The following is a 22,075-nucleotide window of genomic DNA, read 5'->3' as shown; positions in this document are numbered from 1 at the left end:
TTACTTACACGTGACGGTGGCGTCGGCGAAGTCGGCGTGGTCCGAGGTGGCGTTGTCGCCGCCGTTGGTCGCGACCAGCCGGATATATCGGGCACCTTCGATGGAGGCGGTCACCTTGCGGGCGGGCATCGCGCCGGTGAGCAGCCCCGAGTAAGCCACCCGCCCGCCGTCGGCCCACACCTCGAACCCGGCGGAGCCGGCCGCGCCGACCTCGTCGTCGATCCCGGCCTGGAACTCGACCGCCGAGCAGCGCCCGCCGACGTAATACTCGATCTCGGCCGGCGAGTGCGTGCCGAGACCCTTGGCGTACGTGACGCCCTCGATGGTGATCGGCCGGCCGTCGCCGGCCGCCCGCTCGCCGTTGCTGGTGTCCTTCTCGACCGGGCCGAAGTAGTTCTTGACGCTGGTCCAGGCCAGGTCGCTCAGGTACGTCCGCCCCGCCCCAGGTGACTTGGCGACGGTCACGACGGCGGTCGCGCTCTGGCCGCCCATCGAGAAGGTGAGATCGTGGTTCTGGAGCGCGGCGTCGGCCGGCGGGGTGACCGCCCACGTCACGGTGAACGTCTCCCCGCCGTCGAGCCGGCTCGTCCTGGCCGGTGTGCGGGCGGTGACCTGCCATCCGGGCGGTGCGGCGGCCGTGACCTCGACGTCGCGCATCCGCGCGGTGGCCCCGGTGTTCGTGACCCGGGTGACGATCTCGCCGGTGCGGCCGGGCTCCAGCACCGACGGCCGGTCCGCGCCGAGGAAGGCAGGCGGGTCGGCCTCGAACGTCACCAGCGGCGGCGCCTGCTCGCGGCTCTCGCTCACCCGGTAGAGCAGGGCCGCGTGCGCGGGCACCTGCGCCGCAAGCTCGCCCGCCGACGAGGTGACCGCACCGGTCCACAACTCCTCGACCCGGTAACGGGAGGCGCCGAGCCGGGTGGAGATCGTGGCCGCGCGGTCGCTCTCGTTGAACAGCGCGATCGCCCGGTCACCGCCCGCCAAGGGCTTGGACACCACGTGGTACCAGCCGTCGCTCTTCACGAGCCGGCCGTGGGCGCCGAGCGTGTCCTGGTCGACGGCGATCACCTTGGGGTTGCCGACGATCGCGGGCGGCGCCTTGGCCGGGTCGGCCTGCAGGATCAGCGGGGCCGCGCCCATGGCCCAGAGCGTGACCTGAGTGCGGTATTCGGTGTCGGTCATCCCGCCGCGCCCCGCCTGAAGGAGGTCGGGGTCGGCCCAGCTGCCGGGGCCCGCGTACTCGGCCCTGAGCTGGTTGAACTCCCAGATGTCGACCATGGTGGCGTACGCGTCGGCGATCGGCCGGTTGTAGACGTTCGTGCGCCAGGTGGTGGCGCCCGCGTCCTTGCCCCAGAGCCACGGGACGGTGCTGCCGTCCTCGTTGTTCATGGCGAACACGATGTCGCCGCCGAGGGCCTGGCGCATGCGCGGGTAGAGGGTCTGGCCGATCTGCTGGACGTTCTGGCCGGGGAAGTCGCTCGCAGGGATGTTGCACCAGTCGTACTTGACGTAGTCGACACCCCACTCCTTGACCTGGGCGGCGTCGGCGGCCTCGCTCTTGTACGAGCCGGGGCCGCCGCCGGCGCAGGCCTTGGTGCCGGCCGACAGGCTGAGGCCGAGCTTCAGGCCCTTGCCATGCACGTAGCCGGCGAGCGCTGTGACGCCGCCGGGGAAACGGGCGGGATCGGGGGCGAGGGCGCCGGCCGCCCGCTGGGGCGCGAGCCAGCAGTCGTCGACGATGACGTACCGGTAGCCGAGCGGGGCGAGCGGCGCGAGGGCGTCGGCGGCCTGCCGTACCGACGCGTCGGAGACCGAGCAGCCGAGTGAACGGCTGCTCCAGCCCATCGGCGGTCCGGACACGGCGTCGGCGGCGCTGGATAACGGGACGAAGGGCAGGGCGAGGAGGGCCGCCGCGGCGGCGGCCGTGATCGTACGCATGGGAGTCCTGTCAGGCGGAGTTGAGTCGGGGGTTGCCCGGCTCGATGACGAACGAGCCGGAGGTGTAGGCCGGGGCGTACGGCTCGGTGATGCGCGACAGCGAGCGGAAGTCCACCTTCATCTCCCGCTGGGTGATCCTGGTCCTGACGTAGCCGCGGCGGCCGTTGAAGAACTTCACGTGCGGGTTCTCCTCCAGCAGGACCTGCGTGTTGGGGTATTCGTCCAGGCCGTTGCCCGCGCTCGTCACCGACGTCGTCACCAGTTCGACGGCGACGGACTTCGACTCCGGATCCTGATGGTCGCGTTTGATCTCGCCGGCCCAGTGGGAGTGCACGTCACCGGTCAGCACGACCGCATTCCGCTTGTAGGCGTCGAAGGCGGCGGTCAGGCGGTTACGGGAGGCCACATAGCCGTCCCAGCCCTCGTTCGAGTAACCCTTGCCGGGGCCGTTGGCCCAATCCATCTCCATGAAGAAGACCTGCTGGCCGAGCAGGTCCCAGGTGGCGCGCGAACCTTTCAGCTCGCCGTCCAGCCAGCCCTCCTGGTCGCGGCCGAGCAGCGTCCGGTTGGGCGCGAAACGGTCCAGGCAGTCGGGGCCGACCGTGCCGCTCCTGCCGGTGCAGGCGTACAGGTCGCGGTACTGGCGGGTGTCGAGCAGGTGCAGGTTGGCGACCGCGCCCCAGCGGATGCTGCGGTAGAGCTTGAGCGCCGCCCCATCCGGCTTCTGGGCGCGGCGCAGCGGCATGTTCTCGTAGTACGCCTGGAAGGCGTCGGCCCGGCGCTTGAGGAACGGCGGGTCCGGCTGCTCGGGCACGTCGCCGGCCCAGGCGTTCTCGATGTCGTGGTCGTCCCACACCACGACCCACGGCGCGATGGCGTGCGCCAGCTGCGACTCGGGGTCGGCCTTGTGCTGAGCGTGGCGCACCCGGTATCCGGCCAGGTCGAGGCACTCGCCCCCGGCCTGATCCCGGACCGGGTACTTGTAGTCGCCGTACTCGTAGATGTAGTCGCCGAGGAAGGCGATCAGGTCGGGCTGGTCCTCGGCCATCCGGCGGTACGGGGTGAACCAGCCGGCCTGGTAGTCGGCGCACGAGGTGAACGACAGGTTCAGCGGCCGGCTGCGGGTTCCGGGGGCGGGGGCGGTGAGCGTGCGGCCGACCGGGCTGAGCTCGTTCCCGGCCTTGAAACGGTAGAAGTACTCGGCGCCCGGGCCGAGGCCGTCCAGTTCGACGTGCACGCTGTGGGCGGCGTCGGGGCGGGCGACTTCGGCGCCGCGGCGTACGACATGCCGGAAATTCTCGTCTTTGGCGAGCTCCCATTGGACGGGGATCGGGCGGCTCGGCATGCCGCCGAGGCCGTCGAGGGCGATCGGGTCCATGGCGAGCCGCGTCCACAGGACGACGCCGTCAGGCGTGGGCTCGCCCGAGGCGACGCCGAGCTGGAAAGGGTCGGACAGAGGGGCACGGCGGGCCGCCGCGCGCAAGGGTGGGGTGCCCAGTGCGGCGGAAAGGCCCAGGCTCGCGCCCCCGGCGATGAGCGAACGCCGGGTGATCAATGGGGGTCCTTACTCGAGGGTGGCGTTACCTGCGGCGACAGCCTGACCTGCGGCTTCTTGCGGAGAGAGATTGCCGAGGTACATCTCGTTGAAGATCTGGTTAAGCTTCGTCTCGAAGCCCGTGAAGCCGGTGGTGATCGGCAGCGGGAACGTGGAGCCCTCCGCCTCCTCGACGAACGGCGAGACGTCGACCTTCTTGGCCTTCCAGTAGTCGACGTAGCCCTGGGAGAGGCCGTTGAGCGCGGGGAAGGCGTAGCCGCCGTCGGCCATGAGCTTCTGCGGCTCCTGGGTGCCGAGGTAGGCGGCCAGCTTCATGGCCTCCTGCGGGTGCTCGCTCTTGGCGTAGACGGCCTCGGCCAGGCCGTTGAGGTTGACGGAGCGGCCGGCCGGGCCCTCGGGCATGAGCGCGACGCCCACCTCGAACGTCGCCTCCGGGGCCACGAACGGCAGCAGCGCGTTGTTGGCGGGGAACATCGCGATCTGGCCCGCCTTGAACATGTCGGTGATCTTGCCGGTGGGCGGATTCGTCTGGGTGGCCGGCGGGGCCACGTGGTGCTTGTTGACCAGGTCCACGCCGAACTGCAGCGCCTGCACCGAGGCGGCGTCGTTGAAGACGTACTTGCCGAAAGGCTTGTCGACGAGCTTGCCTCCGTTGGAGCTGACCCAGTTCATCCACTGCGTCTGGTAGTGGTTCCAGGAGGCGAAGCCGTACGTCTTGACCTTGGCGGGGTCGAATCCGGCCTCGCCGGGGTGTTTGCCGCCCTCGTCCACGGTGAGCTTGCGTGCCGTGTCGAGCAGGGTGCCGGTGCCGTCGGCCGTCCAGGTGAGCTTGTCCGGCATCTCCACTCCGGCCTGCTCGAACAGGTCCTTGTTGTAGAGCAGGCCGACGACCCCCCAGTCCTTGGGGACGCCGTACAGCTTGCCCTCGTAGGTGAACGACCCGACGACGGTCTGGTGGTACTTCGCCGTGTCCACCTGGACCGGCGACAGCACGCCCTTGGTGACGAACTCGGGGAACTGGGTGGGCGTCATCCAGAACACGTCCGGCGCGGTGCCGGCGACCACGTCGGCGGTGAGCTTCGTCCAGTACTGGTCGTACGGCAGCAGCTCGATGGTGACGTCGATGCCGGGGTTGGCCTTCTCGAAGGCCGCCATGACCTTCTCGTAGCCTGCCTTCTGCTGGTCGTCCCAGAGCCGGTACGTCAACGTGACCTTGTCGGTCCCGCCGCCTCCTCCTGACGAGCAGGCGGTGAGAGTGAGCATGGCGGCGCTGAGGAGCGCCCCGGCCCAGCGAATCCGGGGGGATTTCAACATTCGCTGACCTCTTCTTACTTGAGGCCTGTGAGGACCACAGACCGGACGATGTGCTTCTGGAAGAAGACGAAGACGGCCACCATCGGCGCGAGCGCGATCAGGCTGCCGGCCATCATGAGGTGGTAGTCGACGCCGATGCCGTCCTTGAGCGTGGCGATCGCGACCGTGATCACCCTGGTGTCGTCGCCGCTCGTGATGATCAGCGGCCAGAGGAAACTGTTCCAGGACGAGATCACCGTGATGATCGCCAGCGTGCCGAGCGCGGGCCGGCAGAGCGGCAACAGGACGCGGAGCAGGATCGTCATCGGTCCCGCCCCGTCGATCCTGGCCGCCTCCTCCAGGCCGGTGGGCAGGCTCTTGAAGAACTGCCGCATGAGGAAGATCCCGTACGGGGTGCCGAGAATGTACGGGGCGAGCAGGCCGTACCAGGTGTTGACCAGATCCAGCTCCCGCATGATGAGGAACAGCGGGATCATGGTGACGGCGCTCGGCACCATCATCGTGGCCACGTACAGCCAGAACAGGACGTCCCTGCCCCTGAACCGCAGCCGGGCGAACGCGTACGCGGCGAACGTCGTGAACACCAGCTGCCCGGCCGTCAGCAGCGCCGTCATCACGGCCGTGTTGAGCACGTAGCGGGGGAAGTCCCCACCGAGCATCTTGGCCAGGTTGTCCGTGGTCGGCGGCAGCCCGGGCAGCCAGGGCGGGGTGGAGCTCAGCTGCGCCTGCGTCTTGAGTGCGGTCAGCACCACCAGCAGGTACGGGAAGACCGAGATGAAGGCGCCGGCCACGAGCGCGGCGTACAGCAGGATTCGCTTGGGCATGGGTCACTCAGCTCAGGTCGTAGGTGGTGCGCTTGCCGAAGAACCTGACCTGCGCCAGCGTCACCAGGAGGATGACCGCGAACAGCAGGGCGGACAGCGTGGCCGCGTAGCCGAAGTCGAACTCCTTGAACGCGGTCTGGAAGATCCGGAAGTTCAGCACCTCGGTGCTGCCGCTCGGCCCGCCGTCCGTCATCGCGTACACCGTGTCGAACACCTGGAAGGCGCCGATGAGGTTGGTCACCGTGACGAAGAACATCGTGGGGTTGAGCAGCGGCAGCGTCACCCGCCAGAACCGCTGCGCAGCGGTGGCGCCGTCGGTGGCGGCCGCGTCGTGCAGCTCCTGCGGGATGCCCTGCAGCCCGGCGAGGAAGAAGAGCATGTTGTAGCCGGTGTGCTGCCAGACGCTGACCAGGGCGACGGCGGGCAGCGCCCAGTCCGGGTCGGACAGCCAGTCGGGGCCGGTGATGCCGACGAGGGCCAGGGCGCTGTTGAGCGCGCCGTCACGCGGGTCGAAGATCCAGTTCCAGATGAGGGCGAGGACGATCGGCGTGGCCATCCACGGGATGACGAAGAGCGACCGGTATAACCTGACGCCTTTCACGCGCTGGTTGAGCAGCATGGCCAGGGCCAGGGCGAGGACGGTCTGGAGCGGGATGCAGAGCAGGACGTAGCCGGCCGTGACCCAGAGCGAGTGCCAGGTCTCGCCGTCGGCTGCCAGGCGGTGGTAGTTGTCCAGGCCGACGAACTCGGGAGCCGACAGCAACTCCCAGTCGAACAGGCTCAGGACGAGGACGATCACCATGGGGAGCAGCAGGAACGCCAGGACGCCTAAGAGGCTCGGCGCGATGAAGAGGTAGGCGTGCCACCCGCTCCCCCATCGCCTTCCGCCCGCTCGGCCGCGCACGGCCCGCAACGGGAGGCGGGCGCCGGCGGCTCGGCCGGTCACGACGGGTCCGTGGCGGTCGGGACCATCAGGCGGCGGGTCGTCTCCAGGCCCCACTCGTCCAGCGCCGCGATCGGGTCGCTCGCCCCGCGCAGCCCGCCCGTCCCGGCGATGTGCGCCGCCCATTGCTCCCTGGCCTCGACCTCGGGCCGCAGGATGATGCAGTCGGGATCGTTCACCCACCACCGGGCGTGCAGGAACTCCCTGGCGGCCCCCGTGAGGCGGGCCCCGAGCTGCGACGGCTGGCTGATGTCCCCGGACCTGGGCAGCAGGGTCGGCGCGATGTCCGGGCTGACCCGCATGATGTCGACCAGCCCGATGCTGGGCAGCATCGGCGCGCCGCACCCGTGCAAGGTGGCCTCGGCGCCGCCGCCTTCGCGGATCAGCTCCAGCCCGCGCCGGTACGCGGCGATCGGGTCCAGGTCGTCGTGCCGCCCGCCTGCCAGCGCCCCCGCGTACAGGTAGTCGAGCTTGAAGTGGGTGATCCCCATGGCGCGGAACGTTCGGAAGACGGTCACCAGGTGCTCGGCCGCTCCCGGGTGGGTGACGTCGAGCACGGCCAGGTCCTGGTTCCACATACGGCCGGCGTAGGCCCCGTCGACCAGCCACTCGGGGTGCTCGCGGAAGACCCGGCTCCGGTGGCCGACCAGGAACGGCGCGGTCCAGATCCCGGCCCGCCGGCCTGTGGCCGTGACGGCGTCCACGGCCCGCTCCAGCGATCCGAACCCGGGCCGCCCTTCCAGCCAGTCGCCGATCTCGGCCTCGTAGCCGTCGTCGATGAGGAACATGTCGGCGGGCAGCCCGTGCCGGGAGGCGAGCTCCAGGTTCTCGATGACGTCGGCTTCGGTGACCTTGTCCCAGTAGCCGTACCAGGTGCACCACATGGGCGGGACCGCGGGGAACGTCCTGGGCTCCGCCATGGTGTCCGCCCAGTCGCGCAGCGCTTGGGCCAGGCCGCCCTCGGCGCGGTGGTGGCGTACCGGACCGTCGGAGTAGATCACCAGCCGACCGGGCCCCGCCACTCGCGCCCTGATCGACGGCACCTGGGACGGGCCCGCGGCCGACCAGAGCTCCACGGAACCGTCCCCCGGCTCGACCGCCAGCAAGCCCTCCCCCTGGAACACCCCCTCGGGGATCGGGGTCTCGGGGCGGTAGCAGAGGACCTGGATCGTCTCGCCGACGGGCCGAGGCGGAGCGTCGTCCAGGCCGTAGGCGCCCGTGGGGCTCCACGACTGCCAGCCGTGCTCGAACACCCGCGCGCGGCCGGGAACGCACGTGATCTCGCCGATGTCCGCGAACGACATCAGTCCTCATTCCTCTCAACTTACGTAGGAGCCCTTCATTAGTAGCACCGGGCTCACCCGAGGGTCAACGGCCGATTTCTGCGCAGATACGGGACATGTACACCGGTCGAGCACTGGCATAATCTCTGGTTACAGAGGAGAACTACATTAAGGACGGCGGATGGCGGACCTACGCGGCGGCGACCTGTCACGGCTGCGGCAGCTCAACTCGCTGACCGCCATCCGGGCACTACGCAGAGCGGGGCCGCTCACCCTGTCCGCGCTCGCCGAACGCACCGGCCTGTCGCGGCCGTCCATGAAAGAGGTCACGGACGAGCTCATGTCCTTGGGCTGGGTGGAGGAGGTGTCACCGAGCCCGGGCACGATGGGCCGGCCCGCCCGCCGCTACCGCTTCCGCGCCGACAGCGGCTACCTGGTCGGCGTCGACATAGGAGGTCACAACATCCGCGCCGCCCTGTCCGACCTCGACGGCGAGATCCTTGCCGAGACCCGGCAGCCGGTGCTGCCCGACGCCCCGCTAGACGAGCGGCTGGCCGCGATCGACCGAGCGGTCAGCGGGTGTCTGGCGCTCAGCCGTACGACGGTCGCGGACCTGTGGAGCATCGCGGTCGGCACGATCGGCGTGATCGACGTCGAGGGGCGCGTGATCTATTCGGCCGCCGTGCCCGCCTGGCGGGACCTGGACCTGGCGGGCAAGCTGCGCGAGATGTTCCCCTGCCAGGTGCTCATCGAGAACGACAGCCGCCTGGCCTCCATGGCCGAAGCCCGCCGCGGCGTCGCCCGGGGAGCCAGGGACGTGGTGTTCCTGCACGTCGGCCGGCGTATGGGCGCCGGGCTGATCATCGGCGGGAAGGTACACAGGGGCTTCGGCGCGGCCGCCGGCGAGATCTCCATGCTGCCCGAGGCCCGCTGGTTCGACGCGCCCGATCACCTCAACACCTGCGCGTGCGTACCCGAAGGAACACCGCCCGAGGACGCCGCCGGCTTCACCCTGGCCGCCGCCAGGAACGGCGACCCGGTCGCTATCGAGGCCGTCGAACGGTACGTCGACGACCTCGCGGTGGGCACGGCCGCGATGGTCCTCATCCTGGACCCGCAGATGGTGGTGCTGGGCGGCGGATTCTCACGGTCGTCCGACGTGCTGCTCGATCGCCTTCGGGACCGGCTGGAGCGGGTGTGCATGCGCATGCCGGAGGTGCGGGCGTCCACGCTGGGCGACGAGTGCGTGGTGGTCGGCGCCATCGACTACGCCGTCGACCACCTGGACGACCAGCTCTTCACCCCCGACAAGGGCCCCCTCCCCCTCACCCGCTGACCGAGATGAGCGGCGGGCGGGTCACGACTGCGGGCGGAGGCGGGCGCGGTAGTCGCGGGGCGGGAGCCCGTACTCGCGTTTGAAGGCGCGGCTGAAGTGGAACGGGCTGACGAACCCCGACGCCGCCGCCACCTGCCCGACGTCCAGGTCGGTCACCTCCAGCAGCCCGGCCGCGTGCCGTACCCGCGCCTGCCGGACGGCCTGCATCGGGGTGCGGCCGGTCTGGGCCGTGAACAGGTGGGCCAGCCGGGAGGGCGAGAGCGCGACCGCGCGGGCGAGCGAGGCGACCGAGTGCGGGGCGCCCGGCTCGGCGGCGATGATCGCCAGCACGCGCCGCACCCGTTCGTCGCCTTCGTCGGACTGCCTCGCTCCCTCAGGCCGGGCGGCGGCGGTGGCCAGCACCAGCGCCTCCTCGACGGCGCCCAGCACCAGCTCCCGCGCCGGCCCGCCCATGACGACCGCGGGCACCGGCTCGCCACCACGCCCCACCGCCTGCTTGGCGCCATGCCCCGGCGGCACCCACCTGGCATCGCGGAGCGCCCGCCCGAACGCCAGGTCAATCCGTTCGTGCAGCTCCCCCGGCACCCGCGGGACGACGTGACACCCACCGCCCCGCCCGTACGGCCCCAGCCAGGCCGCCCACGACGCGCGCGGCTGGAAGTGCACCCACCAGAACCGCCACCGCGAGGCCCCCTGCGCCACCTGGTAGTGCTGCGCGACCCCCGACCCGAGCACCACCAGATCCCCCGCCCGCACCTCGAACGGCGCCCCGCCCTGCGCGACCAGCCCCGCGCCCGCCTGCGTCCACAGCAGCAGCCAGCTGGGCGATCCCGCCGGCCGCCGCGTCCAGTACCCGGGGAGCTTGTCGTAGTGGCCCACGATCATCAGCTCGGCAGCAGGAACGGACAAGTCCTCAGCAATCACAGGCATACCGTTACCCGATCCGGGTGCTTAGCGTGAAATACATGAGGATCGACGATTTCCACGAGCAGGGATACATGCTGGTGCCCGGCCTCCTGGCCCCAGAAGAGGTGGCCGGCCTGCGCGACGAGTTCATGGCGATGCACGCCAGAGGCCCGATCCCGGGCCACTTCTCGCCCCAGCCCCAGGAGCCCGGCCGGCCGTACGACATCCTGCGCGAATACCCGCGCATCATGCATCCCCACGAGGTGAACGACCTCGCCCTGCGCTACCTGCTCGACGCGCGCATCGCCGCGATACTCCGCGACATACTCGGCGAGGAGCCGATAGCAGCCCAGAGCATGTTCTACTTCAAGCCGCCGGGCGCGAGGGGGCAGGCGCTGCACCAGGATAACTTCTACCTCCGGGTCGAGCCGGGCACCTGCGTGGCCGCGTGGGTGGCGCTCGACCGGGTGGACCGGGCGAACGGCGGCCTGGAGGTCGTGCCCGGCACGCACCTGATGGACCTGTTCTGCCCGGAGGAGGCCGACCAGGGCGTCTCGTTCACCAGGGAGTACGTGCCGCCGCCACCCGGCCTGAAGAAGGTGCCGGTCGACATGGACCCCGGGGACGTGTTGTTCTTCAACGGCAGCCTGGTCCACGGCTCGGAGCCGAACAGCACGGCCGACCGCTTCAGGCGCAGCTTCATCTGCCACTACGCCGGCCGCTCGGCGGAGCGCATCGCCGAGTACTACCCGACGCTCACCATGTCAGGCGAGCGCATCCAGTTGGAGCGGGCCGTGGGCGGCGGCCCCTGCGGCACGGAGGCCGCCGGCCCCCACTAGCCTCCGGAAATGTCCGACTCGGCGTCCTCGGGCACCACACAGTCCCACGGGTCGTCCAGCCACCCGTCGGGAAGATGCACCTTGGACCGCTCACCCGACTTGCCCCGCGGCGTGTCGGTGTTGGCCGGCCACGGCTGGTCGTGCTCGAGCTTCGCCAGCCCCTCGCGCAGCCCGTCGAGCGACTCGGCCGTGGCCAGCTCCCGCCGGAGCTCGCTGCCGACCATGAACCCCTTCAGATACCAGCCGACGTGCTTACGGAAGTCGGCCACCGCGTACCGCTCAATGTCGAAACACGCGGCCAGCCCTTCGGCGTGCCTGGCCATCATCTCGGCCACCTCGCCGAGCGTCGGCCGGGCCCGCTCGGGGCTGCCGTTGAACGCGTTCTCCAGGTCCTTGAACAACCACGGCCGCCCCAGGCAGCCACGCCCGACCACCACGCCGTCGCACCCCGTCCGGGCCACCATCCGCAGCGCGTCGTCGGCGCACCAGATGTCGCCGTTGCCCAGCACGGGGATCTCCGGCACGGCCTCCTTCAGCCGGGCGACGGCCTCCCAGTCGGCGACGCCGCCGTAGTGCTGCCTGGCCGTACGGGCGTGCAACGCGACCGCCGCGACGCCCTCCTCAGCCGCGATGCGCCCCGCGTCCAGGTACGTCAGGTGATCGTCGTCGATCCCCTTGCGCATCTTCATCGTCACGGGAAGCGCTCCGGCGTTGGCGACCGCCTCCCGCAGGATCCGCCGCAGCAGATTCCTCTTGTACGGCAGCGCGGACCCGCCCCCACGCCTGGTCACCTTGGGCACCGGGCACCCGAAGTTGAGATCGATGTGATCGGCCAGGTCCTCCTCAGCGATCATCCTGACCGCCCGCCCCACGACACCCGGATCCACCCCGTAGAGCTGGATACTCCTAGGCTGCTCCGACTCGGCGAACCTGATCATCCTGAGCGTCTTGGGATTGCGCTCCACCAGCGCACGCGTCGTGATCATCTCGCACACGAACAGCCCGGCGCCCTGCTGCCGGCACAACACCCGGAACGGCGCGTTCGTGATGCCCGCCATCGGCGCCAGCACCACCGGCGGCCAAACCCCAATCGGCCCAATCTTCACTCCGTCAGTTGTAGCGCAGGTCAGGTTGCGAGCGGTATTCGCGGATAGGGTGAGAAGCAGCATCTTCGGTGGATGGGGGATGGATGCTTCTTCGCGTGCGCATCGCACTGCCCGACAGGCCGGGTTCGCTGGCGCAGGTCACCAAGGTCCTGGGGGTGGCGGGGGCGGACATCACCCAGGTGATCGTCCTCGACCGGGGCGCGGGTGTGGCCGTGGACGACATCACGGTCTTCTGGCCGGACGGCACGCCCAGGCAGGCCCTGGTCAAGAGCCTGGAGGGCGTCGACGGTGTGCGGGTCGAGGGCATCTGGACCACGCGCGAGGCGCCCGGCACCTACCCGGAGCTGGAGATACTCAAATACATCACGACGGCGGGAGACCGGGCCCTGACCACGCTCGTCGACTCGCTCCCCGTGCTGTTCAGCGCCGACTGGGCCGCGACGACCGCCGAGCACCGCGTGTTGTACGCCAGCTGGCGCGCCCCGCAGGAGCTGACCATCCCGGACGACGTGCCCGCGCGCCCGGCGGCCATGACGCTCGATGAGGGCCTGCACGTCATTCACGCCCCGCTGCCGCCGCTCGCCATCACGCTCCTGCTGGCCCGCTCCGAAGGTCCCGCCTTCCACCGCATCGAGGTCCACCGCCTCACCAGGATCCTGGAGATCTTCCTCAGCCTGCCCGCCACCGAGCGAAGCGTGGCCCGCCAGCTGCGCAAGTAACCATCCGGCCGGAAAACCCGCTAGAGTTACTTGAGCAACGCGGAAGTGGCTCAGTGGTAGAGCATCACCTTGCCAAGGTGAGGGTCGCGGGTTCGAATCCCGTCTTCCGCTCGGAGATATGGCCCGGTGGCGTGGCCGAGAGGCGAGGCAGCGGCCTGCAAAGCCGTCCACACGGGTTCAAATCCCGTCGCCACCTCGTAGGACGATTAGCTCAGCGGGAGAGCGCTTCCCTGACACGGAAGAGGTCACTGGTTCAATCCCAGTATCGTCCACCACAGAAACCCCAGGTCAACGGCCTGGGGTTTCTTGTGCGCGCATGGTGTCGGTCGCATGCCCGTAGATGCCATCCATGCCGCCGAGTTCGTGGCCGAGCCGCTCGAACTGCGGCACGTGCGGGATGTTGGCTTGACCCCCTCCCACAGCCTCAACAGGAAGGGCGTCAGGTCCACCGCGCGGACGGCGGCTGCGCTCTTGGGCGGGCCACGCTTATGCAGGCGGCCTTGCGACTTGCGGCTCCAACGACACAGGCCACCGCCCGACGGCAGTAAGGTACCCGCGCCGCCATCGGGCAAAGCCGGATCCGCAGCTCCAATACCTGGTCTTTCGACGCGCTTGTCATCGACGTTGCTGAGCGTGTCGAGCCACTCGCAGACTTCCGGCTCCAGCTTGGAACCTGGAGATCGAGGCAATCACGGACCTCGACGTCGTGCTTGGCAGCAGACTCGCGCGTGATTCGCGCGACTTTCTGGATCACTTGACGCCTGAAGGTGATCGAAGACCTAGGGCACGGGTCAGCGAGCACATGACCGCCCCGACGCAGACCGCCCTTCCCCGGCGACCTTCACCCCGTTGACAATGCTGAGCTGTTCGGTCAGCTGATGGTGGCGGGTTGGGCGGATAGGAGAGTTTGGGTCCAGCCTTCGGTGCCAACGGCGCTCTGGCTGCTGAGGTCGTCGCCCCGGCCGTCGTAGGGGTTCTGGTCGGCGTAGCGGAGGAGGGAGCCGTCGCTCCGGTGGCCGTAGTACACGCCCCCGCCGGGCGAGAGGAGATGGTCGAAGACCTGCCAGGTGGTGTCGCGAAGCTGGTGCCTCTGCCAGGAGCCGGGGCCGTTGATCTGGTAAGAGATGAGCTTGCCGTCGGCCGTTGTGCCGAGGATCCAGCCAGCGCCGGTCGCGGTCAGGGTCTTGAGGGTGAAGCCGTCGCCGATGGCGGAGCCGCCGATGATGTTGTCGATCGTGGGCTTGATCGCATTGACGGTGTAGCGGCGCAGGGTCCCGTCGGCGATGCCGAACAGGTGGCCGTTGCCGTCGTAGGCGAGGAGGTCGTGGGTGTAACCGCTGCCGAGATAGACGGGCCGCTCGAAGGTGAGGCTGTCACGATTGCTCTGGATATCGACCCGGTAGAGCCGGCCCTCCGGCCCCTTCTCGGTGACCAGGAGGGTATTGAAGTCCAGCGTCGCCATCGCCTTGGGAGTGAAACCCAGCGTGGCCGTGGACACCACAGCGCCACGCGTGCGCTGTCCGGTAGCGGCATCAATGGCGGTGTAGGTCAACTTCCCGTCCGACATCGCCCCGTAAACGGAGGCGCTCTCCACGGAGGAGGAGGCGGGGTTCTGCGCGTGGGTGAGGGTCTCCCAGCCCAGGAAGTGCGACGCCCCGGCGGGGCGTTTCTGCTCGACCCACTGCTTGGCGTACGGCATGTCGTAGCCGAGTCCGTGGTGCAGGGCGTTGTAGCCGACCTCGAAGTGGTCCCCGAGGTCGCGGGTGACCTTTCCCTTGCACAGCCACGACGGGATCGTCCCGCCCAGTTGCAATTTGGCGTGGAAGTCCATCGCAAACCGCAGCCGATGCTTGGCCTTGGCGTACAGGTCGATGCCCTGGATGCGGGCGGTCTCCGCGACGTGGGAGATGGCCGCGATGCCCCATCCGGTGTGCCAGAAGTCGCGGCACGTCTCCTGGGTCAGGCCGTCCACGAACGTGGTCTGCCCGTGCCAGTATTCGATGATCTCGGCCTTGGTGTTGTGCTCGCTGTTAGGCGGCGCCTTGGGCAGCGAGCCGTCCGTCTTCAGGTAGATGTAGGCAGGCAGCCTGCCGCGCCAGGTCGCGACGGCTCGGTCGAACGAGGCCCGGTCGTCCAGGTGCACGGCGATGCCGATGGCCGCATCGGTCATGATCAGTTCCCAGTTGCCGTTGTTGTTCGGCCGCCCGGCGATCAAGGTCGGGAGGTACACGGTGCGCAGCTTGCCGGCGAACCGGGCGGCCTGGCTCCAGCCGCCGTAGGTGTGCTTGATGAGCTCGGCGGCGCGGGAGAAGTTGGCTCCCGCCCAGCCGGTCTGCAGCGGCGCGTTGCTCCCGGTGTGCTTGGTGATCACAGCTGACCAGGCGTCCATGATCTGGATCGCCTTCTTCGCGTAGCGGTCATCCTTGGTGAGGTACCACTGCAGGGCGTGCGTGTAGGCCGCCATGGCGTCCTCGCGCTCGTCCGAGCAGCCATTGTCCGGAATGGAATTCCCGCCGCAGTTCACGTCGGCGCGGGGCTTGGCCGTGTAGGACAGCGAGGCGTAGGAGTGGCGTTGCAGTTTCCTCCAGGCGGCTCGCCACGGCTCCTTGTCCAGGTTGGCTCTGATGAAGTCGAGCTGAGCCCGGCTGACCAGGACCCCTGGATGCTTGAACACCGCAGCCTGCGCGGGTTGCGGGACAGCTAGCGCGGCGGCCACGAGCATGGCCGCAGCAACAGGACGAGCGAGACGCACGGGGTTCCTTCCCAAAGGGGGCTGGCTGGACAGAGAACGGCGTAGCTGGGGCTTACGGGTGGTCGGAGTCAGGCGGCCTTGGAGCGCGGCGCGCCGGAACGACGCATGGAGCAGGTGCGCCACGCCGATCCGCAACCACGGCTTGCCGCCAGAACGGCTCGATGGCCTGGGGCAGCCCCTTCGGGCCATCGCAGACCACCGATCGCCCGGGCCGCGACGCGGCGCGCGATCTCACGCATGCTTGTAATCACTTTCTCCCTGTGACGGCGGCACCTGACCAACGGCGGAAGCGGCAGTCCTGCGGAGCGCTAAGGCCGACCGTGCCGATTACAGGAGCGCCGACCCGGTTCGTTCCTCACCCTGCTCATGCGCCTCTGCGGACGCGGAGCGATGCTAGTTCAGCCTGGTATGTCGGCGGTATGTCGTTGCTTTCGTGCAGCGCGTGGAGTCGCCGCGCTGCAAACGGCTGCGACCGCCCCGAGCGCCGCCGTAACCGCAGGCCAGCCGGCGGGAGCGTGCCCTGGTGCTTGCCCTCGAACGTGCCGGTGCAGGCGACGCCGCCCGATGTGGTGTCGACCTGCCACAGGAAGCTCGCGGTCGCGGTCGGCGCGCCGAGGGGGTAGGCCTTGACCATGCGGCGCGCGACCGGGTCGATTTCCGCCAGGTACGCCGGGGCGCCGCTGACCACCAGTCACATCCGGGACGATCCGTCCGGCATCCGGGCGGTGGCGCCGCCGGCCGTCGTGGTCGCGATGAGCGGGATCTGACCGACGTCCTGGATCGTGGGCGCCTGCGCGGACGTACTCAGCAGCAGGGCAGCAGTCAGTGCCTTCGTTAACTTGCGGTGTCTCAGTCTCCTCGGGGGTCAGCCGGCCGTGACGCGGTACAGGACGTGGTCGTCGGAGATGAAGATGCGGCCGTCGGGGTGGACGGCCAGGTGCTGGGCCTTCTGGTCGACGACCAGTTGGCTGGTGCGCGTGGCTGGGTCGAACGAGAACACCAGGTGGTTCTGGACCAGGGCGTAGATCCGGCCGCTGCGGTCGCGGGCGAGCTCGCCTGCGGTGCTGCCGGTGTCGGCGGCGAGCTGCACCCGGTGAACGATCTGCCGGGTGGCGACGTCGAAGGCGAAGAGCTGCCCGTCTGCGAGCCCCCACACGAGGCCGGCGGAGTCCACGACGAGGCCCGGGATCGCCTCGGCGCCCGGCACCGGTGTCACCTCGAAGGCCTTGCCGCTGGAGACCGCCCACCCGAACAGGCGGGCCTCGGACTGCGTCGGGCTCGGCACCGTGTAGCCGCCGTGAATCGACGTGCCGCCGATGATCAGGCCTCCCGCGTAGGTCAGGCTCACAACGGACTGGTCGGTGACGACCGGCAGGTGCACGGTCGCCTGCAGGGTGGCCTTGTCGACGATGACCAGGGCGCCGCCCAGGGTCGTCACATCCGGCATGGTGCCGTAGGCCATGTGCGTGCCCGCGTCTTCATGGTTGGCCAGGGTGCGCCGTCGATCGCGGACAGCACCAGCGGGTGGGCGTTGGCCATGGCGTACCCGGCCCGCCACACGACAGGCAGGACGGCCAAGTCGTTGGGCATGTCGCCGAAGGCCCCGGCAGGCCGGGGCCTTCGGCGACCTCTCAGGTGACGGTGTCGGGGTTGGCCGACAGCAGCACCTGCGTCCAGCCCTCGGCGTCCACCACGCCCTGCCCGGTCAGGTCATCACCCTGGCCGTCGTGCGGGTTCTCATCGAAGTAGCGGTGCACCGACCCCTCGGCGTTCCTGTGGCCGTAGTAGACACCGCCGCCCGGCGACAGCAACTGGTCGAACACCTGCCAGGTCGTGTCACGCAGTTGGTAGCGCTGCCACGACTCCGCACCATTGATCTTGTACGAGATCAGCGCACCCGCTGACGTCGTGCCCAGAATCCAGCTCGGACCCGTCGCGGTCAGCGTCTTCAGCGTGAACCCGTTCCCGATCAGCGTATTACCCGTGATATCCGCCAACGCCGGCTTGTCGGCCGTCAGCTTGTACCGGCGCAACGCACCATCGGCGATACCGAACAGATAAGACGACCCGTCATACGCCAGCAGATCGTGCGTCCACCCCGTCCCCAAGAACACCGGCTTCTCGAAAATCACCGTATCCCTCACCGTGATGACGTCGACCCGATACAACCGGCCGCCCGTGCCGTCCTCGGTCACCAGCAGCGTGTTGTGATTCAGCGTCGCTATCGCCTTCGGCTTGAACCCCAGCGACACCGCCGACACCTCGGCACCCGACGTCCGCTTACCGGTCGCCGCGTCAATCGACGTGTACGTCAACAAACCGTTCGACAGCACCCCGTACACCGAGGCCACACCGTTGGGGCCGTCGATGTAGGGCCAGATGGCGTTGACGATGATCTGTGCGTCGCTGGCCTCGACCTCGTACCGGTCAGGGTAGGCCGAGACCTGGACGGCTTGGCAGACTTCGCCGATCGGCGCGGTCTGCCAGCTGCCGTTCGGGTAGACGCGGAGCATCTTGTCGAGGAAGGCGTTGGTGGCCCACGTCGGGTTCAGGCGCTGGGTCCTGCTGCCCCAGGAGGCTCGCTGCTGGAACAGGCCCAGGCTGTCGTGGTCGACTTCCTCGCTGATGTTCTGGATGCTGGACTCCACGATCGTCGTGGCGATCGCGATGGCGGCGGCCCGCCTCGGCAGCCCGCGGTCGTGCACGGCCTTGATCACCATGCGGGCACAGGAGACGCGGTAGGCGGTCATGTAGCCGCGCATCTTGTCGTCGAGCGCGCTGTTGAGCTGGGTGGCCAGGGCCGCGTCCGTCGAGGTGGTGCCGCCGGGGTCGCAGGCGACCGTGGCGTAGGCGGCGGTGATGTCCGACGCTTCCATCGGCGGGTCCGTCGGGTCGGCCATCGCGGGGTGGGATAACCCGATCAGGGCGATCACGGCCGTGGCCGCGACGGCGGCGCGTGCCGGTAGGCCCTTCACGAGCTGGTCACGGTGTCGGGGTTGGCCGACAGGAGCACCTGCGTCCAGCCCTCGGTGTCCACCACGCCCTGCCCGGTCAGGTCATCACCCTGGCCGTCGTGCGGGTTCTCATCGAAGTAGCGGTGCACCGACCCCTCGGCGTTCCTGTGGCCGTAGTAGACACCGCCGCCCGGCGACAGCAACTGGTCGAACACCTGCCAGGTCGTGTCACGCAGTTGGTAGCGCTGCCACGACTCCGCACCATTGATCTTGTACGAGATCAGCGCACCCGCTGACGTCGTGCCCAGAATCCAGCTCGGACCCGTCGCGGTCAGCGTCTTCAGCGTGAACCCGTTCCCGATCAGCGTATTACCCGTGATATCCGCCAACGCCGGCTTGTCGGCCGTCAGCTTGTACCGGCGCAACGCACCATCGGCGATACCGAACAGATAAGACGACCCGTCATACGCCAGCAGATCGTGCGTCCACCCCGTCCCCAAGAACACCGGCTTCTCGAAAATCACCGTATCCCTCACCGTGATGACGTCGACCCGATACAACCGGCCGCCCGTGCCGTCCTCGGTCACCAGCAGCGTGTTGTGATTCAGCGTCGCTATCGCCTTCGGCTTGAACCCCAGCGACACCGCCGACACCTCGGCACCCGACGTCCGCTTACCGGTCGCCGCGTCGATCGACGTGTACGTCAACAGACCGTTGGACAGGACGCCGTAAACGGACGCGTCGCCCTTGGGAGACACCGGGCCGCAGTTGCGGCTCTCGACGTTGTCCCACTCCATGCCGTTGGCCTGGCCGTAGGTGACGCCGTTGAAGATCGGCTTGATGCGTTCGGACCCGGCGAACCCCCACGAGGCGTCCCCATCGCCGTTGGCGTCGTAGGCGAGCTCGAAGTGCAGGTGGGGGTGGTCGTTGGACTCCCCTCCGGTCCTGCCGACCTTGCCGATCACCGTTCCCCGCTCCACCTTGTCCCCGGCCGAGACGGCGCGGGACTGCAGGTGGATGTAGGTGGTGAAGTAGCCGCCGCCGTGATCGATCTGCACGACGTTGCCGCCGTTGTCATGCCAGAAGGACCTGTCCACAGTCCCGCCGGCGGCCGCCAGCAGGGTGGCGCCTTCGGTGCCGTGCTGGTCAGGCTCCTTGACCATGTCGAGGGCGGGCGCGTGGGCCCAGCTGTTCAGCTGCCACTTCTGGCCGCACGGGAAGGGAAGCTGGAAGTTCGGTACGGCCAGCGCCGGGCTCGCCAGGCCGACGACGCAGAACGCGGCGGCGAACAATGTGGCGATGAACCCGCGTAATATTGCGGATCGCGACATGAGATTCCTCCAGGTGAATTCCGAGTGGACGGGAAATGCTCAGACAAGCGATTCACATTCCCGCTGACTTCTCCTGTGCGGAACCGACCATAGGAGGCGGCGGTATAGCGCGGGTATGTTTACCGGGTTGTCGCGTGCCGTTCCAGAACGGGTAAACATCCGCTTCGTCCACTCCGGGGAACGAACCGGGCGGCAGCGCGGCCAGCACGTGGGAGTTGGCGCGGGCCGACGGCCAGGCGTACCCGTCCCAGCGCTGGGCCAACTCGGGCGGCGGGAAACCTAGGTAGAGCCCCAGCTCACGGCACCTGCCGGAAGCTGGGGCTTGTTGTTGTTCCGGGTTGATCACGGTTGCTGTCGGCACCGATGACTTTCTGCCGGCCGAGCAGCGGTACGACTGCGGAACGAGCTTTGGCACGCCACCCCCAACGAAAGCCTCAGGAAGGGGATGAGGGCGCGTCCAGGTCGACCAGGTTGCGATTAGGCTCGCAGCCGAGCGATCCGTCGTCCTTTGGCGAACAAGACCGCACCAATCGGCGTGAACACGACGCCGAGTCCACCGACGATCAGCGGAGCGAGGAACGCTGACCAGAACGACGCAACCCGCGCGTTGGACGGATCGTCCGGGTCGTAGGCGACAGGTACGCTTTCGCCTTCCTTGTGGGACGGTGGGTTGCTGCCAGTGGAGCTCTGAAACGAGTACCGCCTGGCGTCGACGGTGAACTCCACGGTCGGGTACCACGACGTGTCGCGGCGGATATGGCCGCCGGAACTCCGTGTCGTGGTGGTCCGTGCGGTCAACTCGACCACGGTACCCTCGGTCTGGTTGGCCGAGGCCAGGAAGCTCGCCGTAGAGGCGGCCAGCGCGATGCCGACGCAGAGCAGCACCAGCCCGATGAGACCGAAGATCCCGCCGACGATGGTAAATAACCGTCCGTTGTGCATGGGACGAGTCTGCCCAACATGGAGCAATGTGTCATATGGGAAATCGAGGCTCCCCACTGGCCACCACCGCCTTCATCACCGCCCAGCGTCACCGGCTCCGTGGTGACCCGGCTGCCCCCGAGCTGGATCTCGACAGGGACCGCAGCAGCTCCTCCACCGTGTTGTCGATCATGCCCGGATCGGCACGCGTTGAGCAGGACGAAGCGCGACATCGACCAGCTGCGCGTCCGTCAGGGGCAGGTCGGCGTCGTGGATGAGCCCGGAAGAACGCATACAGCTCGGCGCGCCGCGGCCTGAAACGCGTCCTGGTAATAAATGAGTGGCATTCACCGAATGCGCCCCGTTAACGTGGATCCACGTCGAAAGGACGGGGCGGATCCCAGCCGTCCCCGCAACGTCATGGAAAGGCCAGCCATGCGCTATGCAGCCGCCGCACTCGGGCAGGAACGGTGCCTCTATCGCCGACCTGCGGTGTCCGGCTGCGCGCTCGTCGGGCAGGCTTCGGGGTAATCCGAAACGAAGGATGATCCGGAGGCCGCCAGGGACATACCCAGGCGGCCTTTCTCTTCCTTGCTTTTTGACAACTCCACAGCGGAAGACATCGATGGGCTGATGGTGAAAAGGCATCACACCTGCCTTGCACGCAGGGGTTCAGGGTTCAAGTCCCTGTCGGTCCACGCCGCAGAGGCCGAACTGGTAAGGCAGCTGGCTTCCAACCAGCAGGACGGGGTTCGAGTCCCCGCTGCGGCTCTGAAGCGTCCGTAGCCCAATGGGAGAGGCACCGGCCTAAGGAGCCGGGTGGTGCGGGTTCGAATCCCGCCGGACGTACGATCCTCGTTTCGAGATGCGCCCCGTTGGTCTAGCGGTCAGGACGCCTGGCTTTCAACCGGGAAATACCGTCGGTTCGAGTCCTGCATGGGGGTACGATCGCCATTTTCGGCCCTATAGCTCAATGGATAGAGCGCCGGCCTACGAAGCCGGGTCCGTTGCAGGTTCGAATCCTGCTGGGGCTACTTGTCTGCTGGGCCATTTGAATTTGTTACGCACACATTCCCTCTCGCGCGAGCTGGGCACCTGGGGAGCCCACCCGGCTGTAAACCGGACGCTTCGGCTGTGGCGGTTCGACTCCGTCCTCGCGCACGATCCGCCTCGCCATCGTGGGGGCCGGGTGGACTTGGCGCAGTTCGCGGGTGCGGAGGCAGGTCTGCAAAGCCCGTCCGAGCGAGTTCGACTCTCGCCTGCGTCTCTCCGATGATCTTCCGCTGCGGAGCCGTATGTCCGCACGTTCATCGGTGGGTCCTTAGCGCCGTTTCAGAAGCTTCGTGTCATATGC

General features: G+C 68.6%; 18 protein-coding genes and 9 tRNA genes. 13 read left to right on the top strand and 14 right to left on the bottom strand.

The window, feature by feature from the left end; all coding sequences use genetic code 11:
- Genes Q9G87_RS38685 through Q9G87_RS38660 form a run of 6 tightly spaced genes read right to left on the bottom strand, consistent with a single transcriptional unit; the run spans position 1 to position 7,878 of the window.
- On the bottom strand, positions 1-1,938 hold the full coding sequence (locus Q9G87_RS38685; RefSeq protein ID WP_305921547.1) for an NPCBM/NEW2 domain-containing protein: 1,938 nt from the start codon (positions 1,936-1,938) through the stop codon (positions 1-3).
- A gap of 10 nt (positions 1,939-1,948) precedes the next feature.
- On the bottom strand, positions 1,949-3,493 hold the full coding sequence (locus tag Q9G87_RS38680) for an alkaline phosphatase D family protein (protein ID WP_305921546.1): 1,545 nt from the start codon (positions 3,491-3,493) through the stop codon (positions 1,949-1,951).
- Positions 3,494-3,502: 9 nt separating this feature from the next.
- Positions 3,503-4,807 carry an ABC transporter substrate-binding protein gene (locus Q9G87_RS38675; protein WP_305921545.1) on the bottom strand — a complete coding sequence of 435 codons (1,305 nt, stop codon included), beginning with the start codon at positions 4,805-4,807 and terminating at the stop codon, positions 3,503-3,505.
- Positions 4,808-4,821: 14 nt separating this feature from the next.
- Complete coding sequence (locus Q9G87_RS38670; RefSeq protein WP_305921544.1) at positions 4,822-5,631, bottom strand: carbohydrate ABC transporter permease; 810 nt, start codon at positions 5,629-5,631, stop codon at positions 4,822-4,824.
- 7 nt (positions 5,632-5,638) lie between these two features.
- A complete protein-coding gene (locus Q9G87_RS38665; RefSeq protein WP_305921543.1) occupies positions 5,639-6,577 on the bottom strand; it encodes a carbohydrate ABC transporter permease in 939 nt (312 codons plus the stop codon).
- On the bottom strand, positions 6,574-7,878 hold the full coding sequence (locus Q9G87_RS38660) for a glycoside hydrolase family 36 protein (protein ID WP_305921542.1): 1,305 nt from the start codon (positions 7,876-7,878) through the stop codon (positions 6,574-6,576). The genes Q9G87_RS38665 and Q9G87_RS38660 overlap by 4 nt, the downstream gene beginning before the upstream one ends.
- A 160-nt stretch (positions 7,879-8,038) precedes the next feature.
- Here Q9G87_RS38660 and Q9G87_RS38655 point away from each other — a divergent pair, with 160 nt between their 5' ends.
- Positions 8,039-9,193, top strand: a complete 1,155-nt coding sequence (locus Q9G87_RS38655) for an ROK family transcriptional regulator (protein WP_305921541.1) — start codon at positions 8,039-8,041, stop codon at positions 9,191-9,193.
- A gap of 21 nt (positions 9,194-9,214) precedes the next feature.
- Here Q9G87_RS38655 and Q9G87_RS38650 read toward each other — a convergent pair whose 3' ends face one another.
- Positions 9,215-10,117: a helix-turn-helix domain-containing protein gene (locus tag Q9G87_RS38650; protein WP_305921540.1), complete on the bottom strand. Its 903-nt coding sequence runs from the start codon at positions 10,115-10,117 to the stop codon at positions 9,215-9,217.
- A gap of 41 nt (positions 10,118-10,158) precedes the next feature.
- On the opposite strand from Q9G87_RS38650, the gene Q9G87_RS38645 reads away from it, so the two are divergent.
- Positions 10,159-10,938 (top strand): phytanoyl-CoA dioxygenase family protein, encoded by a 780-nt coding sequence (locus Q9G87_RS38645; protein WP_305921539.1) that lies wholly within the window; start codon positions 10,159-10,161, stop codon positions 10,936-10,938.
- Here Q9G87_RS38645 and dusB read toward each other — a convergent pair.
- Entirely contained in the window at positions 10,935-12,044 is a 1,110-nt protein-coding gene (gene dusB / locus Q9G87_RS38640; protein ID WP_305921538.1) for a tRNA dihydrouridine synthase DusB, read from the bottom strand. The genes Q9G87_RS38645 and dusB overlap by 4 nt on opposite strands.
- 95 nt (positions 12,045-12,139) lie before the next feature.
- On the opposite strand from dusB, the gene Q9G87_RS38635 reads away from it, so the two are divergent.
- The 4 genes from Q9G87_RS38635 (at position 12,140) to Q9G87_RS38620 (ending at position 13,038) form a co-directional block, all read left to right on the top strand.
- Positions 12,140-12,763, top strand: coding sequence for an ACT domain-containing protein (locus Q9G87_RS38635; RefSeq protein ID WP_305921537.1), 624 nt, complete (start codon positions 12,140-12,142; stop codon positions 12,761-12,763).
- A 39-nt stretch (positions 12,764-12,802) separates the two neighbouring features.
- Positions 12,803-12,874: transfer RNA gene (locus tag Q9G87_RS38630), tRNA-Gly, on the top strand.
- 14 nt (positions 12,875-12,888) lie between these two features.
- A tRNA-Cys gene (locus tag Q9G87_RS38625) sits at positions 12,889-12,959 on the top strand.
- Positions 12,960-12,963: 4 nt separating this feature from the next.
- A tRNA-Val gene (locus tag Q9G87_RS38620) sits at positions 12,964-13,038 on the top strand.
- A 596-nt stretch (positions 13,039-13,634) separates the two neighbouring features.
- On the opposite strand, the gene Q9G87_RS38615 is transcribed toward Q9G87_RS38620, so the two are convergent.
- Positions 13,635-15,515, bottom strand: a complete 1,881-nt coding sequence (locus Q9G87_RS38615) for an alginate lyase family protein (RefSeq protein ID WP_305921536.1) — start codon at positions 15,513-15,515, stop codon at positions 13,635-13,637.
- 632 nt (positions 15,516-16,147) lie between these two features.
- Here Q9G87_RS38615 and Q9G87_RS38610 point away from each other — a divergent pair.
- On the top strand, positions 16,148-16,282 hold the full coding sequence (locus Q9G87_RS38610) for a hypothetical protein (RefSeq protein WP_305921535.1): 135 nt from the start codon (positions 16,148-16,150) through the stop codon (positions 16,280-16,282).
- Positions 16,283-16,380: 98 nt separating this feature from the next.
- Here the strand turns inward: Q9G87_RS38610 and Q9G87_RS38605 are convergent, their stop codons facing one another.
- The 5 genes from Q9G87_RS38605 to Q9G87_RS38580 form a co-directional block, all read right to left on the bottom strand.
- Positions 16,381-16,953, bottom strand: a complete 573-nt coding sequence (locus Q9G87_RS38605; protein ID WP_305921534.1) for an SMP-30/gluconolactonase/LRE family protein — start codon at positions 16,951-16,953, stop codon at positions 16,381-16,383.
- A gap of 193 nt (positions 16,954-17,146) precedes the next feature.
- Complete coding sequence (locus tag Q9G87_RS38595) at positions 17,147-18,490, bottom strand: hypothetical protein (protein ID WP_305921533.1); 1,344 nt, start codon at positions 18,488-18,490, stop codon at positions 17,147-17,149.
- Entirely contained in the window at positions 18,487-19,800 is a 1,314-nt protein-coding gene (locus Q9G87_RS38590) for a M23 family metallopeptidase (RefSeq protein WP_305921532.1), read from the bottom strand. Before Q9G87_RS38590 ends, Q9G87_RS38595 begins: the two co-directional genes overlap by 4 nt.
- 52 nt (positions 19,801-19,852) lie before the next feature.
- Positions 19,853-20,161: a hypothetical protein gene (locus Q9G87_RS38585; RefSeq protein ID WP_305921762.1), complete on the bottom strand. Its 309-nt coding sequence runs from the start codon at positions 20,159-20,161 to the stop codon at positions 19,853-19,855.
- 116 nt (positions 20,162-20,277) lie between these two features.
- Positions 20,278-20,742: a DUF3592 domain-containing protein gene (locus Q9G87_RS38580; RefSeq protein WP_305921531.1), complete on the bottom strand. Its 465-nt coding sequence runs from the start codon at positions 20,740-20,742 to the stop codon at positions 20,278-20,280.
- A 606-nt stretch (positions 20,743-21,348) separates the two neighbouring features.
- Here Q9G87_RS38580 and Q9G87_RS38575 point away from each other — a divergent pair.
- The 6 genes from Q9G87_RS38575 to Q9G87_RS38550 all read left to right on the top strand — a co-directional run bounded on the left by Q9G87_RS38575 (position 21,349) and on the right by Q9G87_RS38550 (position 21,988).
- Positions 21,349-21,419 (top strand) — tRNA-Ala (locus Q9G87_RS38575).
- Position 21,420: 1 nt separating this feature from the next.
- A tRNA-Gly gene (locus tag Q9G87_RS38570) sits at positions 21,421-21,492 on the top strand.
- 5 nt (positions 21,493-21,497) lie between these two features.
- Positions 21,498-21,570 (top strand) — tRNA-Leu (locus tag Q9G87_RS38565).
- A gap of 110 nt (positions 21,571-21,680) precedes the next feature.
- Positions 21,681-21,755: transfer RNA gene (locus tag Q9G87_RS38560), tRNA-Arg, on the top strand.
- Between the two features lie 46 nt (positions 21,756-21,801).
- Positions 21,802-21,882, top strand: a tRNA-Tyr gene (locus Q9G87_RS38555).
- 36 nt (positions 21,883-21,918) lie between these two features.
- A tRNA-OTHER gene (locus tag Q9G87_RS38550) sits at positions 21,919-21,988 on the top strand.
- Positions 21,989-22,075 lie beyond the last annotated feature (87 nt).

The organism is Nonomuraea turcica (assembly GCF_030718205.1).
Taxonomy (GTDB): domain Bacteria; phylum Actinomycetota; class Actinomycetes; order Streptosporangiales; family Streptosporangiaceae; genus Nonomuraea.
This window is presented reverse-complemented; position numbering and strand designations above follow the sequence as displayed.

What these genes read in the sequence shown, in the direction of transcription:
- Q9G87_RS38670 (WP_305921544.1), bottom strand. Translation starts at nt 5,631, where the DNA reads ATGCCCAAGCGAATCCTGCTGTACGCCGCGCTCGTGGCCGGCGCCTTC.
- Q9G87_RS38645 (WP_305921539.1), top strand. Translation starts at nt 10,159, where the DNA reads ATGAGGATCGACGATTTCCACGAGCAGGGATACATGCTGGTGCCCGGC.
- Q9G87_RS38660 (WP_305921542.1), bottom strand. Translation starts at nt 7,878, where the DNA reads ATGTCGTTCGCGGACATCGGCGAGATCACGTGCGTTCCCGGCCGCGCG.
- Q9G87_RS38580 (WP_305921531.1), bottom strand. Translation starts at nt 20,742, where the DNA reads ATGCACAACGGACGGTTATTTACCATCGTCGGCGGGATCTTCGGTCTC.
- Q9G87_RS38590 (WP_305921532.1), bottom strand. Translation starts at nt 19,800, where the DNA reads ATGTCGCGATCCGCAATATTACGCGGGTTCATCGCCACATTGTTCGCC.
- Q9G87_RS38675 (WP_305921545.1), bottom strand. Translation starts at nt 4,807, where the DNA reads ATGTTGAAATCCCCCCGGATTCGCTGGGCCGGGGCGCTCCTCAGCGCC.
- Q9G87_RS38610 (WP_305921535.1), top strand. Translation starts at nt 16,148, where the DNA reads ATGCGGCGCGCGACCGGGTCGATTTCCGCCAGGTACGCCGGGGCGCCG.
- Q9G87_RS38685 (WP_305921547.1), bottom strand. Translation starts at nt 1,938, where the DNA reads ATGCGTACGATCACGGCCGCCGCCGCGGCGGCCCTCCTCGCCCTGCCC.
- Q9G87_RS38655 (WP_305921541.1), top strand. Translation starts at nt 8,039, where the DNA reads ATGGCGGACCTACGCGGCGGCGACCTGTCACGGCTGCGGCAGCTCAAC.